Consider the following 14876-nt stretch of genomic DNA (forward strand, 5'->3'; position numbering starts at 1 on the left):
GTGACCGCGGGCGGAAACGGTGCGGCGGTGCGCGGTCGTACCCCCGTAGGGTCACCCGGGTGCACCGCGGCGCCGACTTCCGTCGCGCCCCCCCGTTCGCGTCCGCATCCGACGCCCGCACCCGAGGACGACGTACATGCTGCTCACCGCCGACACGGACGCCGACCTGGAGGTCTTCCTCACGGAGGTGGGACGGCACCTCGCGGGGATCGGCGCGCAGGTGTCCATCGACCTGTACGTGGACGAGGAGATCGCCGACCCCGGTGCGCGCCGCCTGTACGAGGAGCTGCGCCGCACCGTACGGGAGGAACGGGAGCGGGCGGGTGGCCGCGAGTGGCGGCGGGAGTCGTACACGGGGGTGCCGTTGGACCTGGGCAGCGGGGACGGGCTGACCGCCTTCGTGCGGCTGGCGCACCGCACGATCGGTTCCGAGGCCGTCCTCGCCGACCGGATCGTCTTCTCCGCCGTCGAGAACGAGCGGATCGTCTGGCTCCCGCTGCCCGGCGCGGACGTCGACCGGCTGGTGGCGCGGGCCCGGGAGGCGGGTGCGCTGAGCCTCGCCCCGGTCCCGCCGAAGCCCTGAAGCGACCGGCCGGCAGGGCGCCGAAGTCGTCGTCCCCTCGCGGACGGAGCCGGCGTGCGGAGGTACGGGCCAGCGCGCGCGGTCGGTTCCGCGCCCTGCGCGGGCCCCCGTGCGTCAGGTGGTTCACCCGAACGGCAGGCGCCGTTTGCGCGCGCCCGCGTGAACATCGGCCGAGGAACACCCACTGCACGGATGCGCGGGTTCCGCACCCCTCGTGCGGGCGGCCGGGCGGTAGCCCGGGAACACCCCCTCCCGGCGTGCCGCGGCTCCCGCCGGTGACCGGTTCGCGTCCTCGCCGTGAGCGTTCCGTGACCGCACCACACCGACCGCACGGGTTCACCGGCCGTTCACCTGCGGCCGTAGGCCACTTCACCTGTTCTGCCTAATTTCGGCCTTACCGGGTGCGAGCCGGGGCCGACACGGTCCCACGGTCCGCGCCGGGTGAACGCACGACTCGGACACCCTCCGGGCCCACCCCGTGACGGGGGAGGTCCGACCGACACACGCACGCCGCCGCGCAGCACGCCGGGGCGGCTCCTGGAAGGAACTCCCGAACAGTGAAGCTTCAGCGCAAGAACCGGCTGCGCGCCCTCTCCCTCGGTGCGGTCGCCGTCTCCGGCGCACTGGCCCTCACGGCGTGCGGCTCCGACGACACGGGCGGCGGGTCCAACGGTGCCAGCGGCGGGACGCAGAGCGCCGCCGCGGGTTCCATCAAGTGCGACGACGCCCGGGGCGAGATCCTCGCGGCCGGCTCCTCCGCGCAGAAGAACGCGGTGGACGCCTGGGTGAAGAACTACCAGGCGGCCTGCAAGGACGTCCGGATCAACTACAACCCCAAGGGTTCCGGCGCCGGCATCACCAACTTCCTCCAGGGCCAGACCGCGTTCGCGGGCTCCGACTCCGCCCTCAAGCCGGAGGAGATCGCCGAGTCCGCCAAGGTCTGCAAGGACAGCCAGGCGATCGACCTGCCGATGGTCGGCGGCCCGATCGCGGTCGGCTTCAACGTCCCCGGTGTGGACGAGCTGGTCCTGGACGCCCCGACCCTCGCCAAGATCTTCGACGACAAGATCAAGACCTGGGACGACGAGGCCATCCAGAAGCTGAACCCGGACGCCAAGCTCCCGGACACCAAGGTCCAGGCGTTCCACCGTTCCGACGAGTCGGGCACCACCGACAACTTCACCAAGTACCTCAAGGCCGCCGCCCCCGAGGCGTGGTCGTACGAGGGCGGCAAGGCGTGGCAAGCCAAGGGCGGCCAGTCCGCGCAGGGCTCCTCCGGGGTCGCCCAGCAGGTCAAGGAGACCGCGGGCGCCATCTCGTACTTCGAGCTCTCGTACGCCAAGGACGGCATCAAGACGGTCGACGTCAAGACGGACGCCAGCGAGCCGGTCGCGGCCACCTCGGAGAACGCCTCCAAGGCCATCGCCGCCGCGAAGATCGTCGGCAAGGGCAAGGACCTCGCCCTGGAGCTGGACTACAAGCCGACCGCCGAGGGCGCCTACCCGATCACCCTGGTGACGTACGAGATCGTCTGCGAGAAGGGCAACAAGGCCGAGACGCTGCCCGCGGTCAAGTCCTTCCTCTCCTACGTGGCCAGCGAGGACGGTCAGGGCCTCCTCGCGGGCGCCGGGTACGCCCCGCTGCCCGCCGAGATCGCCACCAAGGTCCGCGAGACGATCGCCTCGCTGAGCTGACCGAGCCGACCGAGCTGACCGAGAGCCGATCGAGCTGACCTGCCTGAGCGTGCGGGCGGACCCCGCGCTCCCCGTCCCCGCCTCCCCCGTCATGGGCTTCCCCGAGGCCGGGAGAACGGGGCACGGGCCCGCCCGCACCGTCCGGTGCACCGCCGCCTGGAACCGCACACCACCCCGTGCGGCTCCGCAGACCGGAGAACTCCATGGACATATCTACTAAGGACATTCCGCCCCCACCCGCCCCCGCCCCGCCCTCGGAGATCGAGTCGCAGCGGGCCGCCCGGGGTGCCACCCGCCCCGGTGACCGGATCTTCCTCGGTCTGACGCGCGGCTCCGGCATCCTGCTGCTGATCGTCATGGCCGCCATCGCGGGTTTCCTGACGTACCGCTCCGCACTGGTGCTCACGAAGAACGAGGGCAACTTCTTCACGACGTTCGAATGGAACACGGGCGTCAACCCGCCGGTCTTCGGCATCGCCGTGCTCGCGTTCGGCACGGTCGTCTCCGCGCTGATCGCCATGGTCATCGCGGTGCCGATCGCCGTCGGCATCGCGTTGTTCATCACCCACTACGCCCCGCGCCGCCTCAGCGGCCCGGTCGCCTACGTGATCGACCTGCTGGCCGCCGTGCCGTCGATCGTGTACGGCCTGTGGGGCGCATTGGTGCTGGTCCCGCACCTGACCGGGCTGTTCAGCTGGCTGGACACCTACTTCGGCTGGACCGGGATCTTCGCCTGGCAGGGCGGCGCCCCCCGCTCGATGCTCACCGTCGGCATCCTGCTCGCGATCATGATCCTGCCGATCGTGACCAATGTGTCGCGCGAGGTGTTCAAGCAGGTCCCGCAGATGCACGAGGAGGCCGCGCTCGCCCTCGGCGCCACCCGCTGGGAGGTCATCCGCATGGCGGTCCTCCCGTTCGGGCGCTCCGGGGTGATCTCCGCGTCGATGCTCGGCCTCGGCCGTGCGCTCGGCGAGACCATGGCGGTCGCCACGGTCCTGTCGCCGACGTTCGACATCAACGCCAGCCTGCTCGACCCGGGCGGCGGCACCTTCGCCCAGAACATCGCCAGCAAGTTCGGCGAGGCCAACACCACGGGGCAGGACGCGCTGATCGCCTCCGGCCTGGTGCTGTTCGTCATCACCCTGCTGGTCAACGGCGCGGCCCGCGGCATCATCGCCCGCCGCAAGGAGTACTCGGGGGCCAACGGATGAACCAGTCAGCCACCACCCGGCGGCCCGAGCAGCCGGTGTCCTCCCGCATCCAGGGAGCGACCCTGCCGCGTTGGACGCCCTGGGCGCTCGCCGGTGCGTCCGTCGCCCTGTCCGTGGGCGTCGGCCTCCTCTTCGACCTGCACAGCCGGGTGCAGTGGGGACTGCTCGCCGCCCTGCTGTTCGTCCTGCTCACCTACGGCGTCGCCGCCCGGGTCGAGGGGCGCCGGCAGGCCCGCGACCGGGTCGCCACCAGCGTCGTGTGGGTCGCGTTCGTCCTCGCGGTGATCCCGCTGGCCTCCCTCATCTGGGAGACCGTGAAGCGGGGCGTGACCGTCCTCGACGGCTACTTCCTCAGCCACTCGATGGGCGTCGTCGCCGACACCGAACCCGGCGGCGGCATCTACCACGCCCTCATCGGCACCCTGGAGCAGGTGGGCATCGCGACCCTGGTCGCTGTGCCGATCGGGGTGCTCACCGCGATCTACCTGGTCGAGTACGGCCGCGGCAAGCTCGCGGCGGCCGTCACCTTCTTCGTCGACGTGATGACGGGCATCCCGTCGATCGTCGCGGGTCTGTTCGTCCTCAGCTTCTGGATCCTGATCCTCGACCTGGGCCCGTCCGGCTTCGCCGGTTCGCTGGCCCTGGCCATCCTGATGATGCCGGTCGTCGTCCGCTCCACCGAGGAGATGCTCAAGCTCGTCCCGAACGAGCTGCGCGAGGCGTCCCTCGCGCTGGGCGTGCCGAAGTGGCGGACCATCCTCAAGGTGGTGCTGCCGACCTCCATCGGCGGCATCACCACCGGGGTGATGCTCGCGGTCGCGCGCATCACCGGCGAGACGGCGCCCGTGCTGCTGCTCGTGTGGGGCACCAACTTCATCAACAACAACCCCTTCGAGGGGGCGCAGGCGTCGCTGCCGCTGTACATCTACCAGCAGTACGCGAACAGTGCGGGCTCCGGCGCGGCGTACGACCGCGCCTGGGCCGCGGCGCTCACCCTGATCGCCTTCGTCATGATCCTGAACCTGGTGGCCCGCGGCATCGCCCGCTGGAAGGCCCCGAAGACCGGTCGCTGACGCGTCCCGGCGGAAAGAAGTGTGATTCCCATGGCCAAGCGCATCGACGTCAGCGGCCTCACCGCGTACTACGGCACCCACAAGGCGATCGAGGACATCTCGATGTCCGTCGAGCCCCGGAGCGTGACGGCCTTCATCGGCCCGTCCGGCTGCGGCAAGTCGACGTTCCTGCGGACCCTCAACCGGATGCACGAGGTCACCCCCGGCGGTCGGGTCGAGGGGAAGGTGCTCCTCGACGACGAGGACCTGTACGGCAGCGGGGTCGACCCCGTGGCGGTGCGGCGGACCGTCGGCATGGTGTTCCAGCGGCCCAACCCGTTCCCGACGATGTCGATCTTCGACAACGTCGCGGCGGGCCTGAAGCTCAACGGCGCGTACAAGAAGTCCGAGCTGAACGACGTGGTGGAGAAGTCGCTGCGCGGCGCGAACCTCTGGAACGAGGTCAAGGACCGGCTGAACAAGCCCGGTTCGGGTCTCTCCGGCGGTCAGCAGCAGCGGCTGTGCATCGCCCGGGCCATCGCGGTGGAGCCGGAGGTGCTGCTGATGGACGAGCCGTGCTCGGCGCTCGACCCGATCTCCACCCTCGCGATCGAGGACCTGATCGGGGAGCTGAAGTCGCGGTTCACGATCGTCATCGTGACCCACAACATGCAGCAGGCGGCGCGGGTCTCCGACCGGACGGCGTTCTTCAACCTGGCGGCGGTGGGGCAGCCCGGCCGGCTCATCGAGATCGACGAGACCGAGCGGATCTTCGCCAACCCGTCCGTGCAGGCCACCGAGGACTACATCTCCGGCCGCTTCGGCTGAGCCGCCCCGGTCCCGCACCGCCCGCACGGCCGCGCAGGGGCCGGTGGACCGGACGGGGACCGACCGGACTCCCCGCGGCGCTGCATGGCGGTGCAGCCGCGGGGCCCCGGGCCCGCCCCCGACCCCCGGGGGCGGGCCCCTCCCCTTCCACGGCCCGGCGACCTTGCGGGGCGCCGCAAAAAGGAGGCGACAGACGGGACGGCCGCGCCTAGCGTGGAGGGATGGGTGGAGACGGAATCGATGTGCGTCCCCTGCGGGACGGCGAACTGGCCGACTGGTTGCGGGCGTTGAACACCGGCTTCCTGAGCCCGCCCACTCCGACCGCGCGCGATGTGGCGGGCCGTACGGAGATCGTCGCCGACTCCCGGGTGCTCGGTGCGTTCGACGCGGGTCGCTGCGTCGCCACGTACCGTTCGTTCGACCAGCAGGTGACCGCGGTGGGCGGGGCGCCCGTCGCGTCGAACGCCATCAGCAACATCACCGTCAGCCCCACGCACCGCCGCCGCGGACTGCTCAGCCGCCTGATCGACCTGGACCTGCGGGCCGCCCGCGAGCGCGGTGACGCCCTCGCGACGCTGATCGCCGCCGAGTACCGGATCTACGGCCGCTTCGGCTTCGGCCCGGCCACCCGCGGCACGGAGTGGGTCGTCGACGTGGCGCGCACCGGCCTGGACCCCCGCTGGTCCGGGCCCGCTGAGCCGGGTGCCCGGATCGACCTGGTGGACCTCGCCGAGGTGCGGGTCATCGGCCCGGTGCTGTACGACGGGTTCCGCCGCCGGCAGCCCGGGGCCACCGACCGGGACGCGATGTGGTGGCGCCGCTCCACCGGGGAACTGCGGCTGGACGTCCACCCGTGGAAGGAACCGTTCTACGCGGCCTACCGGAACGCGGACGGTGCGGTCGAAGGACTGATCGCCTACCGGACCGAGGAGAAGTGGGGCGAGGGCAAGCAGCCGCTGAACACCGCGACCGTCGAGGACCTGGTGGCGCTCACCCCGGCCGCCGAGCGCGCGCTGTGGGCGTACGTGTGCTCGATCGACTGGATCGTCACGGTCCGCACGGGCATGCTCGCCCCGGACACGCTGCTGCCCGATCTGTTCCCCGACCCGCGGGCGGCGCGGGCCGCCACCCAGGGCGACTGGTTGTGGGTGCGGCTGCTGGACGTCGCCGCTGCGCTGTCGGCCCGGACGTACGAGGGCACCGGCTCCGTCGTGCTGGAGGTGGTGGACGAGCCGCTGGGCGCGGGCGGGACCTCGGGCGGCCGGTTCCGGCTGGACGCCTCGCCGCAGGGCGCCCAGTGCGTCCGGACGACCGCCGCCGCGGACCTGACGCTGTCGCTGGGCACCCTGGCGTGGCTGTGGCTCGGGGAGGGCTCGGTGCAGCGGTTGCTGGCCCTGGGCCGGATCACTCAGGAGCGCCCGGGCGCCGCCGCCGTTGCCGACGCCCTGTTCCGCACCTCCCGCCGCCCCTGGTGCCCGGACGTCTTCTGACGCCCTCGGGGAAACCATCGCCACGCACCCCCCACTCTCCTAGGCTCTCCCCACAGGGCCTAGTGACCGCGGACACCGCGCCGCCGACCGAGTGGGTGACCCCCGAGACGGTGAGACACACGACCGAGCACCTCGACCAGACGATCGCGGGCGCGAAGGCCGTCCTCTGGGACTTCGACGGGCCCATCTGCCGGCTGTTCGCCCCGCCCCGGGCCGAGCGGGTCGCCGCGGGCCTCGCCGAGTGGCTGGCGGGGCGCGGACTGCGGGGCCTGTTGACCGACGAGGAGCGCGCCCTCGCCGACCCCCACGTCGTGCTGCGCGCGGTGGACCGCCGACACCCCGGCAGCGACCTCGTCACCGAACTGGAGGAACGCCTCACCCAGGAGGAGCTGCGGGCCGCCGGCACCGCCCGGCCCACCGCCTGGGCCGATCCGCTGATCCGCACCTGGACCGCGGTCGGCGCCCGGCTCGCCGTCACCACCGACAACTCGCCCCGGGCGGCCGGCGAGTACCTGGCCGGCCGCGGACTCGCCGACTGCTTCGCCCCGCACGTCTACGGCCGCACCCGACAGCTCCAGCTCCTCAAGCCCGAGCCGCACTGTCTGATCCGCGCCCTGACCGCGACGGGCACCGTGCCGTCCGAGGCGCTGATGATCGGCGACACGCCCTCCGACCTGGAGGCCGCCCGGAAGGCCGGGGTGCCGTTCCTCGGCTACGCCCGCAACGACGCCAAGCGGCATCTGCTGCAACGGGCGGGCGCGGGCCTGGTCGTCGACTCGCTGGAGGTCGTGCTGCGCTCGGTGGAGCAGCTCGGCCGCGTGCGGCGCGGTATCGGCTGACGGGGCGGACGGGGGAGGCGGCGGGTGCGCCTACGCTCGTCGGCATGAGGGGTGCGCATGAGCGGTGAGACGGGGTTGCGGGAGCGCAAGCGGCTGCGGAGGTACCGGGAGGTGTCCGACGCGGCGATCGCGCTGTTCCTGGAGCGCGGCTTCGACGGGGTGTCCGTCGCCGAGGTCGCGGCGGCGGCCGAGATCTCCAAGCCGACGCTGTTCCGGTACTTCCCGGCCAAGGAGGACCTGGTGCTGCACCGGTTCGCCGACCACGAGGACGAGGCGGCCCGGGTCGTGACGGCGGCGCTGGCCGCGCGGATCGCCCCGCTGGCCGCGCTGCACCAACACTTCCTGGACGGTCTGGACCGGTACGACCCGGTGACCGGACTGTGCGACGAGCCCGACGTCCTCGCCTTCCACGGGCTGCTCTACGGGACGCCCGCGCTGGTCGCCCGGTTGTACGGGTACCTGGAACGCACCGAGGAGCACCTCGCGCGGGCGCTCGCCCCCGGCGCCGCGGACACCGGGGGCACCGGGGCGGGTGCGCTGCCCGTCCGGGCCCGGCTCGCCGCCGCGCAGATCGTCGCGGTGCGCCGGGTCCTCGCCCAGGAGAACTGGCGGCGGATCGCGGCGGGCGCCCGCGCGGAGGCGGTGCGCCCGGGGGCGCTCGCCCAGGCGGACCGCGCGTTCGTCGAGCTGCGCGCCGGATTGCCGGCGTACGCCTGACAGTCCCGGACGCGGGTCGGCCGGTTGACGTTACTGAGTAAAAAACATAACTCGGTAACGTTTTCCGTCTAGGGTGGGGCCATGTTGCGTTCCGACCGCCCTTCCCCGGACCCCGCCGCCGACCCCGTACCGTCCGCCCTGCGCGAGGAGCGGGCCCACCACGAACGCTGCCGGGCCGCGTTGACCGTGATGGCACGGGGCGCCGAGGAACACGTCGTCACCGGGGAGGACGTCTCCGCCTCCGGTGCCGACGCCGAGGTCCTCGGGCGGGCGCTGCGCACCCGGGCCCGCCGCTTCCGCGAACTCCCCGAAGGCCCCCTCTTCTTCGGCCGGCTGGATTTCGCGTCCGCGGCCCCGGGAGGCGGCTCCGAGGTCGAGGGCGAGGTCGAGGGCGAGGCCGGCGAGCGGGGCGCGCACGCCGGGCAGAGTTACCACATCGGCAGGGTGCGGATCACCGAGGACCCGACCGCCCCGCCGCTGGTGGTCGACTGGCGGGCCCCGGTCTCGCGGGCGTTCTACCAAGCGGCCCCGCACGACCCCCAGGGCGTCGCGGTCCGCCGCCGCTTCGGCTGGACCCCGGGCGGCCGGGGCGCACCCGAGGACCTGACCGCACTGGAGGACGAACACCTGGCCGAGCCCCCGTCCGACCCCCCGTCCGGGCACCCGGACGCCGTTGCACCCGGTGGGCTGCTCGCCGCCGAGATCCGGCGCCCCCGCACCGGCCCGATGCGCGACATCGCCGCCACCATCCAGCCCGACCAGGACGACCTCGTCCGCGCGGACCCCGCCGACTCGTTGTGCGTGCAGGGCGCCCCCGGCACCGGCAAGACGGCCGTCGGCCTGCACCGGGCCGCCTACCTGCTCTACGCCCATCCGCAACGCATCCGCCGCTCGGGCCTGTTGGTGCTCGGGCCGCACCGCACCTTCCTGCGGTACATCGCCCAGGTGCTGCCCGCCCTCGGTGAGGACGGCATCGGGCAACTGACCGTGGCGGACCTGCTCGCCCGGCAGCCGGTGCGCGCCCGGGACGGGGCGGCGACGGCCCGGCTGAAGCACGACCCCCGGATGGCCCGGGTGCTGCGCCGCGCCCTGTACGCGGCGGTGCGGCCCGCCGCGGTCGCCGACGCGGGGCTGACCGTCCCGGACGGCTCCTACCGCTGGCGGGTGTCCGCGGACGAACTCCATGCGCTCGTCGCGGACGTCCTCGCGGAGCGACCCCCGTACGGGACCGGGCGCGAACGGGTCGGGGCGCGGGCCGTGGCGCGGTTGCGGGAGCGGGCCGAGCGGCGCGCCGGTCCCCGTAGCGAGGGCTGGGCCCGGCGGCTGGAACGGTCCCGGCCGGTCACCGCGTTCCTCGACGCGGTGTGGCCGAAGGCCGTCCCCGAGGAGGTGTTGGCCGGGCTGCTGTCCGGGTCACCGGCGCTGGACCGGGCGGCCGACGGGGTCCTGGACGCGGACGAGCGGGCGGCGCTGCGCTGGGACCGGCCCCCGCGTTCGTACCGGACGGCCCGCTGGTCGGCCGCGGACCTCGTCCTGCTCGACGAACTCGCCGGGCTGGTCGGGCCGCCCGAGGGGTTCGGCCACATCGTGGTCGACGAGGCGCAGGACCTGTCCCCGATGGAGTGCCGGGCGATCGCCCGGCGCGCCCCGCACGGTTCGCTGACCGTCCTCGGCGACCTCGCCCAGGGGACCACCCCGTGGGCGGCCCGGTCCTGGCCCGAACTCCTCGGTCACCTGGGCAAGCCCGGGGCGCGGCGGGTCGCCCTGAGCACCGGGTTCCGGGTTCCGGGGGCGGTGGCCGAGCTCGCCAACCGGCTGCTCGACGCGCTCGGTCTGCCCGCGGCGGACGTGCCGCGCATCCGATCGCTGCGCGCGGACGGCACGTTGACGGTGCGCCGGGTGCCGGACACCGCCGCGGCGGCGGTCACGGCGGTGCGGGCCGCGCTGGCCGCCGCGTCCGGGTCCCTCGCGGTGATCGCCGCGGACGCGGAGGTGCCCCGGCTGCGCACCGCGCTCACGGCGGCCGGGCTCGACCCCGACGACCCGACCGCCGCCACCGCGGGGTCCGGCCCGACCCTGTTGCCCGCCACCCTGGCCAAGGGGCTGGAGTTCGACCATGTCATCGTCGTCGAACCGGCCGCCGTCCAGGAGGCGGAGCCGCGCGGTGCGCACCGGCTGTACGTGGCCTTGACCAGGGCGGTCACCCATCTGGAGATCCTGCACCGACGGCCGCTGCCGTTCGACTGACGGCGGCCGGGGCGCGGCGCTCAGAAGTTGATCATGTGTCCTGCGAGGCCGTGCACGGCCTCCTTGACGGCCTCGCCCAGCGTCGGGTGCGCATGCACGTTGCGGGCGACCTCGTGCACCGTCAGGTCCCACTGCTGGGCCAGGGTCAGCTCGGGCAGCAGTTCGGTGACGTCCGGGCCGATCAGGTGTCCGCCGAGCAGTTCGCCGTGCTTCGCGTCGCTGATGAGCTTCACGAAGCCGACGGTGTCGCCGAGCCCGTGCGACTTGCCGTTGGCGGTGAACGGGAACTTCGCGACCTGCACGTCGTACCCGCGCTCGCGGGCCTGCGCCTCGGTGTAGCCGAAGCTCGCGATCTGCGGCTGGCAGTAGGTGGCGCGCGGAACCATCACGTAGTCGAGTTCCATCGTCTCCGCGTCGGCGATGGTCTCCGCCGCGATGACGCCCATCGACTCGGCGGCGTGCGCCAGCATCAGCTTCGCGGTGACGTCGCCGATCGCGAAGATGTGCGGCACCGAGGTCCGGCAGCGCGCGTCCACGTCGATCGCGCCGCGTTCGGTGACCCGCACCCCGGCCGCCTCCAGGCCGTACCCGGTGACGTTGGGCTGGAAGCCGATCGCCTGGAGCACCTTGTCGGCGCTCAGCACCCGCTGCGCGCCGTCCTTGCCGGTCACCGTGACCTGCACCTGTGCGCCCGACTCGTCGATGGAGTCGACCCGGGTGGAGGTGAGCACGTCGATGCCGAGCTTGCGGTACTGGCGGGCCAACTCGGTGGAGACGTCCGCGTCCTCCAGCGGGGCGATGCGGTCCAGGAACTCGACGATCGTCACCTTCACGCCGTAGTTGTGCAGGACGTACGCGAACTCCACCCCGATCGCCCCCGCACCGGCGATCACGATGGACTGCGGTACGTCGTCGGCGAGGATCTGCTCCTCGTAGGTGACGACCCGTTCGGTGCGGCGGGTGCCGGGCAGCAGCTTCGGGGTGGCGCCCGTCGCGATGATGCAGTGTTCGAACGTGAGGGTGCGGGTGGTGCCGTCGGCGGCGGCGACCGTGAGGGTGTTCGGGTCGGTGAAGGTGCCGCGCCCGTCGATCTCGGTGATCGCGTTCTTCTTCATCAGGTAGTGGACGCCCTTGACCCGGCCGTCGGCGACGCGGCGGCTGCGCCGGAACGCCTCCCCGTAGTCGAACGACACCGAGCCCTCCACCTTGATGCCGAAGGTCTTGGCCTCATGGGTGAAGAGGTGCGCGAGTTCCGCGTTGCGCAGCAGGGCCTTGGTGGGGATGCAGCCGACGTTCAGACAGACGCCGCCCCAGTACTTCTCCTCGACGACCGCGACCTTCTTGCCGAGCTGGGCGGCCCGGATGGCGGCGACGTAGCCGCCGGGTCCCGCGCCCAGGACGACGACGTCGAAGCGGTCTACTTCCGTGGTCATGGAGTGCTCCCTGCCCTGTGGTGGGTGTACTCCTCGATGGTCGCACCCGGCTCGTGCGTTGCGGAGCCGGGCCACCCTCTCGGCGGAGCCGGTGACCATCCGGTCAGCCGGTGACGTCGAGCGCCGTTCCGTACAGCCGGGTGACCCGCAGCCTGATCACCACGCGCCGCTCGGCGACGAGCGTCGCGAGGAACGCCGCCTCCTCGGCCGGGTCGTCGAACCCGGGGGTCAGCGCGAGCAGTTCGCGTCCGACCGCGTCCCCGGGGGTGGTGGTCGGCTCGGACAGTTCGACGGTGCCCTCGGCCACCGCGAAGGACCAGACGTCCGGCCCCTGGACGTGCAGCGCGGCGTGCGGGTCCTTGCGCAGCAGTCGCGTCTTGAGCCGTTCGGCGGTGGTGGAGACCCGTACGGTCCGCTCGGTCGGGTCCCATCCGTACAGCACCGTTGACAGGTGGGGGTGTCCGGTGGACCGGACGGCGGCGAGCGTCCCGAACTGGGCGCCGGCCAGCAGCTCGGACACGGCCGCGTCGTCCAGGACGCGGGGCGGGGGCCCGGAGGTCTTCCCGGGCTCGGGGTCCGTGGTGGGGGCGGTCACGGGGGCGGTGGTTTCGCTGGACACGGTGGGGCTCCCTGTCGGTGGGGGCGCCGAGGTGTGGACGGCGCCGTGGTCGACGACAGGACCGACCGTAGCAGATAGTTTTGTTGCAGACTATATGTTGCCCTTGCGCTGCCGGGCCCGGCGGGCCGGCTGGGTGCTCTCGGTGGGGGTGGCCAACGGGCCCTCGGTCAGGTGGCGCAGGGCGTGTACGAGGGCGTCGCGCTCTCCCTCGGCGAGTGCGGCCAGGGCGTCCCGGTGCACCCGGTCGGCGACCTCCTGGCTGCGTCGGGCCATCTCGGCGCCCTGTTCGGTGACGGCGATGATCCGGGCGCGGCGGTCCGTCCGGGAGGGGCGGCGTTCGGCGAGGCCCGCGTCCTCCAGGGCGTCGACCGTGACGACCATCGTGGTCTTGTCCATGCCGCCGAGCTCCGCGAGTTGGATCTGGGTGCGTTCCTCTGCGAGGGCGTGCACGAGGACGCAGTGCATGCGGGCGGTGAGGCCGAGTTCGCCTAGTGCGGCGGCCATCCTGGTGCGTAGGACGTGGCTGGTGTGGTCCAGGAGGAACGAGAGGTCGGGCTCCTTGCGCGTCATGCACCCAGGGTAGTCCCGTACAGGACTATCCAGAACCGGACGTTCTTCCCCCGGGTGCGCTTCCCTCCGGGTGCGTTGTTCGGTGCGGGTGCGCTGGGGTTGCCCGCGCGGGAAGGGTGTCAAACGCCCTGCGTGTGATGCGGCCCCGTCTGGTTGGTTGCCGGACGGGGCCGGTCCTGGCGGAGCTGCTAGTTGCTGTGGTTGAGGGTGCACGGCTGGGCGGCGTTCACGTGCTGTGGGCACACCCGGTGTGTGACGAACGTGGGGCCGGTCGGGCTGCTGTAGCCGATCGTCACGGGGGCCATGGTCCACTGTCCGCAGATGCAGCAGTGCGCGCCGGATGGTGCGGGGGGCTCGTTGGTGAGCGCGTCGCGGGTCATGCCGACGCCTTCACGCCGGTCGGGGCGGTGGCGGGGACGTTGCGTAGTGCGGACGGGTAGGTGTACGGGTACTCGCGTCCGGCGGTCACGGCCACTATCGCGAGACGTCGTTCCTGCTTCTGCGTTTGCTCCCACTGTTCGGGCTTGAACCGCTCGGACAGCTCGACGTACCGGAGGCGGACTGGCGGGATCTCCGGTAGGTCGGGGTCGTGGCCGGGGATGCGGTCGAACGCACCTCTGAGTCCCCGCAGATCTACAGCAATGCGATCCGGGGCGGGGGCGGGCGTGGGCGGGTTGGGGGCGCGGTGTTGTCCCCGGGCGGGAAGGAGAAGCCGAAGCACCCACGCGAGGATGCGGGCGATAGAGTCGCGCATACGTCGGTCAGCTCCTCGAAGCTGGTTCGGCGGAGCCCTGGCGGACCGGTCCTACGCGGTCTGTCGGGGCGTTTTCGTGTTCAACGGTATGGCCATCTGGATACACCTGTCTATAGCTACCTGTGCCTATGGGCATCTATGTAGTGATGGGTGGGGTGTGTACTGTCCGTCGCGTGATGGAGTTCGACCCGACCCGCCCGAAATGGCAGCAGATTGCCGACGTGCTGCGGCGACGGATCATGACGGGTGAGTATCCGCCCCAGCACCGTATCTCCGAGGTTCAGTTGGAAAATGACTTTGGCGTGGCGCGGGTGACGATGCGCAAGGCGACGGCCGCTCTACGGGAAGAGGACCTGATCACTACCGTTACCGGTATGGGTTCGTTCGTTACCGCCCAGTCCGCCAATGACGACCAGGGCGACGTGTAGCTAGCCGCGCGGGTGGTCGACCATTTCCCGCGTGTGCGCAAGGCCGTGCCCCTTGGGCAGCTCGCACGGAAACCGTTCGCCGGATGCGAGGGTGCTGTCTGACACTTCGCACGGCGTGGCGATGAGGTACGTGCACCCGGAGCCAGTCCACGTGACCCACACCTGAACGGCGGGGTCGTGCGCAACTTCGCTCACGTAGTCGACGTGCGCGCCCTGGTGGCCTCTGGCAAGTTCGCACACGAGCTGGTCATGCAACTCTGACGCCGCAAGTTCCCGCTGGTCTGCGGCTATGTCAGCCCAGGGCGCACGGATAGCGACGGTGCAGCGGTACATGATCAGATCTCCGGGTGAAGGGGCGAGGAGCCCCGCCCATGTGCCACGGGGAGGAACACACGGGCGGGGCGGGGGCGA

The 14876-nt window shown here is 72.2% G+C and carries 15 protein-coding genes; 10 read left to right on the forward strand and 5 right to left on the reverse strand.

The genetic code is table 11. The features are described 5' to 3' along the window. Positions 1-136: 136 nt before the first annotated feature. The 9 genes from ACFWIA_RS14500 to ACFWIA_RS14540 all read left to right on the forward strand — a co-directional run bounded on the left by ACFWIA_RS14500 (position 137) and on the right by ACFWIA_RS14540 (position 10661). Complete coding sequence (locus ACFWIA_RS14500; RefSeq protein WP_387004013.1) at positions 137-583, forward strand: hypothetical protein; 447 nt, start codon at positions 137-139, stop codon at positions 581-583. A gap of 557 nt (positions 584-1140) precedes the next feature. Beyond that, positions 1141-2277, forward strand: a complete 1137-nt coding sequence (pstS, locus tag ACFWIA_RS14505) for a phosphate ABC transporter substrate-binding protein PstS (protein ID WP_387004016.1) — start codon at positions 1141-1143, stop codon at positions 2275-2277. Positions 2278-2480: 203 nt separating this feature from the next. Then, positions 2481-3488 (forward strand): phosphate ABC transporter permease subunit PstC, encoded by a 1008-nt coding sequence (pstC, locus tag ACFWIA_RS14510; protein WP_387004018.1) that lies wholly within the window; start codon positions 2481-2483, stop codon positions 3486-3488. Beyond that, positions 3485-4561, forward strand: coding sequence for a phosphate ABC transporter permease PstA (pstA, locus tag ACFWIA_RS14515; protein WP_387004021.1), 1077 nt, complete (start codon positions 3485-3487; stop codon positions 4559-4561). The genes pstC and pstA overlap by 4 nt, the downstream gene beginning before the upstream one ends. Positions 4562-4591: 30 nt before the next feature. Then, the gene (gene pstB, locus ACFWIA_RS14520; protein ID WP_387004024.1) at positions 4592-5368 is read left to right on the forward strand and encodes a phosphate ABC transporter ATP-binding protein PstB; all 777 of its coding nucleotides are present in this window, start codon (positions 4592-4594) and stop codon (positions 5366-5368) included. Positions 5369-5589: 221 nt separating this feature from the next. Beyond that, positions 5590-6858: a GNAT family N-acetyltransferase gene (locus tag ACFWIA_RS14525; protein ID WP_387004027.1), complete on the forward strand. Its 1269-nt coding sequence runs from the start codon at positions 5590-5592 to the stop codon at positions 6856-6858. A gap of 110 nt (positions 6859-6968) precedes the next feature. Further along, positions 6969-7697, forward strand: a complete 729-nt coding sequence (locus ACFWIA_RS14530; protein ID WP_387004030.1) for an HAD family hydrolase — start codon at positions 6969-6971, stop codon at positions 7695-7697. A 57-nt stretch (positions 7698-7754) separates the two neighbouring features. Then, complete coding sequence (locus tag ACFWIA_RS14535) at positions 7755-8414, forward strand: TetR family transcriptional regulator (protein WP_387004033.1); 660 nt, start codon at positions 7755-7757, stop codon at positions 8412-8414. A gap of 81 nt (positions 8415-8495) precedes the next feature. Then, entirely contained in the window at positions 8496-10661 is a 2166-nt protein-coding gene (locus ACFWIA_RS14540; RefSeq protein ID WP_387004036.1) for a HelD family protein, read from the forward strand. A gap of 20 nt (positions 10662-10681) precedes the next feature. Here the strand turns inward: ACFWIA_RS14540 and lpdA are convergent, their stop codons facing one another. The 5 genes from lpdA to ACFWIA_RS14565 form a co-directional block, all read right to left on the reverse strand. After that, positions 10682-12094 carry a dihydrolipoyl dehydrogenase gene (lpdA, locus tag ACFWIA_RS14545; protein ID WP_387004038.1) on the reverse strand — a complete coding sequence of 471 codons (1413 nt, stop codon included), beginning with the start codon at positions 12092-12094 and terminating at the stop codon, positions 10682-10684. Positions 12095-12197: 103 nt separating this feature from the next. Next, positions 12198-12713, reverse strand: a complete 516-nt coding sequence (locus ACFWIA_RS14550) for a TIGR03618 family F420-dependent PPOX class oxidoreductase (RefSeq protein ID WP_387004039.1) — start codon at positions 12711-12713, stop codon at positions 12198-12200. A gap of 90 nt (positions 12714-12803) precedes the next feature. Next, a complete protein-coding gene (locus ACFWIA_RS14555) occupies positions 12804-13283 on the reverse strand; it encodes a MarR family winged helix-turn-helix transcriptional regulator (protein WP_387004042.1) in 480 nt (159 codons plus the stop codon). A 188-nt stretch (positions 13284-13471) separates the two neighbouring features. Further along, positions 13472-13663 carry a hypothetical protein gene (locus tag ACFWIA_RS14560; RefSeq protein WP_387004045.1) on the reverse strand — a complete coding sequence of 64 codons (192 nt, stop codon included), beginning with the start codon at positions 13661-13663 and terminating at the stop codon, positions 13472-13474. Then, positions 13660-14037 (reverse strand): hypothetical protein, encoded by a 378-nt coding sequence (locus tag ACFWIA_RS14565; protein WP_387004048.1) that lies wholly within the window; start codon positions 14035-14037, stop codon positions 13660-13662. The genes ACFWIA_RS14560 and ACFWIA_RS14565 overlap by 4 nt, the downstream gene beginning before the upstream one ends. Positions 14038-14213: 176 nt before the next feature. On the opposite strand from ACFWIA_RS14565, the gene ACFWIA_RS14570 reads away from it, so the two are divergent. After that, the gene (locus tag ACFWIA_RS14570; RefSeq protein WP_387004175.1) at positions 14214-14465 is read left to right on the forward strand and encodes a GntR family transcriptional regulator; all 252 of its coding nucleotides are present in this window, start codon (positions 14214-14216) and stop codon (positions 14463-14465) included. The last annotated feature ends 411 nt before the right edge of the window (positions 14466-14876 follow it).

The sequence above is a fragment of the Streptomyces sp. NPDC127068 genome, assembly GCF_042724695.1.
Lineage (GTDB): Bacteria > Actinomycetota > Actinomycetes > Streptomycetales > Streptomycetaceae > Streptomyces.

Coding starts and splice junctions, on each gene's coding strand:
- ACFWIA_RS14500 (WP_387004013.1), top strand. CDS start 137: ATGCTGCTCACCGCCGACACGGACGCCGACCTGGAGGTCTTCCTCACG.
- pstC (WP_387004018.1), top strand. CDS start 2,481: ATGGACATATCTACTAAGGACATTCCGCCCCCACCCGCCCCCGCCCCG.
- pstA (WP_387004021.1), top strand. CDS start 3,485: ATGAACCAGTCAGCCACCACCCGGCGGCCCGAGCAGCCGGTGTCCTCC.
- pstB (WP_387004024.1), top strand. CDS start 4,592: ATGGCCAAGCGCATCGACGTCAGCGGCCTCACCGCGTACTACGGCACC.
- ACFWIA_RS14525 (WP_387004027.1), top strand. CDS start 5,590: ATGGGTGGAGACGGAATCGATGTGCGTCCCCTGCGGGACGGCGAACTG.
- ACFWIA_RS14535 (WP_387004033.1), top strand. CDS start 7,755: ATGAGCGGTGAGACGGGGTTGCGGGAGCGCAAGCGGCTGCGGAGGTAC.
- ACFWIA_RS14540 (WP_387004036.1), top strand. CDS start 8,496: ATGTTGCGTTCCGACCGCCCTTCCCCGGACCCCGCCGCCGACCCCGTA.
- lpdA (WP_387004038.1), bottom strand. CDS start 12,094: ATGACCACGGAAGTAGACCGCTTCGACGTCGTCGTCCTGGGCGCGGGA.
- ACFWIA_RS14555 (WP_387004042.1), bottom strand. CDS start 13,283: ATGACGCGCAAGGAGCCCGACCTCTCGTTCCTCCTGGACCACACCAGC.
- ACFWIA_RS14560 (WP_387004045.1), bottom strand. CDS start 13,663: ATGACCCGCGACGCGCTCACCAACGAGCCCCCCGCACCATCCGGCGCG.
- ACFWIA_RS14565 (WP_387004048.1), bottom strand. CDS start 14,037: ATGCGCGACTCTATCGCCCGCATCCTCGCGTGGGTGCTTCGGCTTCTC.
- ACFWIA_RS14570 (WP_387004175.1), top strand. CDS start 14,214: ATGGAGTTCGACCCGACCCGCCCGAAATGGCAGCAGATTGCCGACGTG.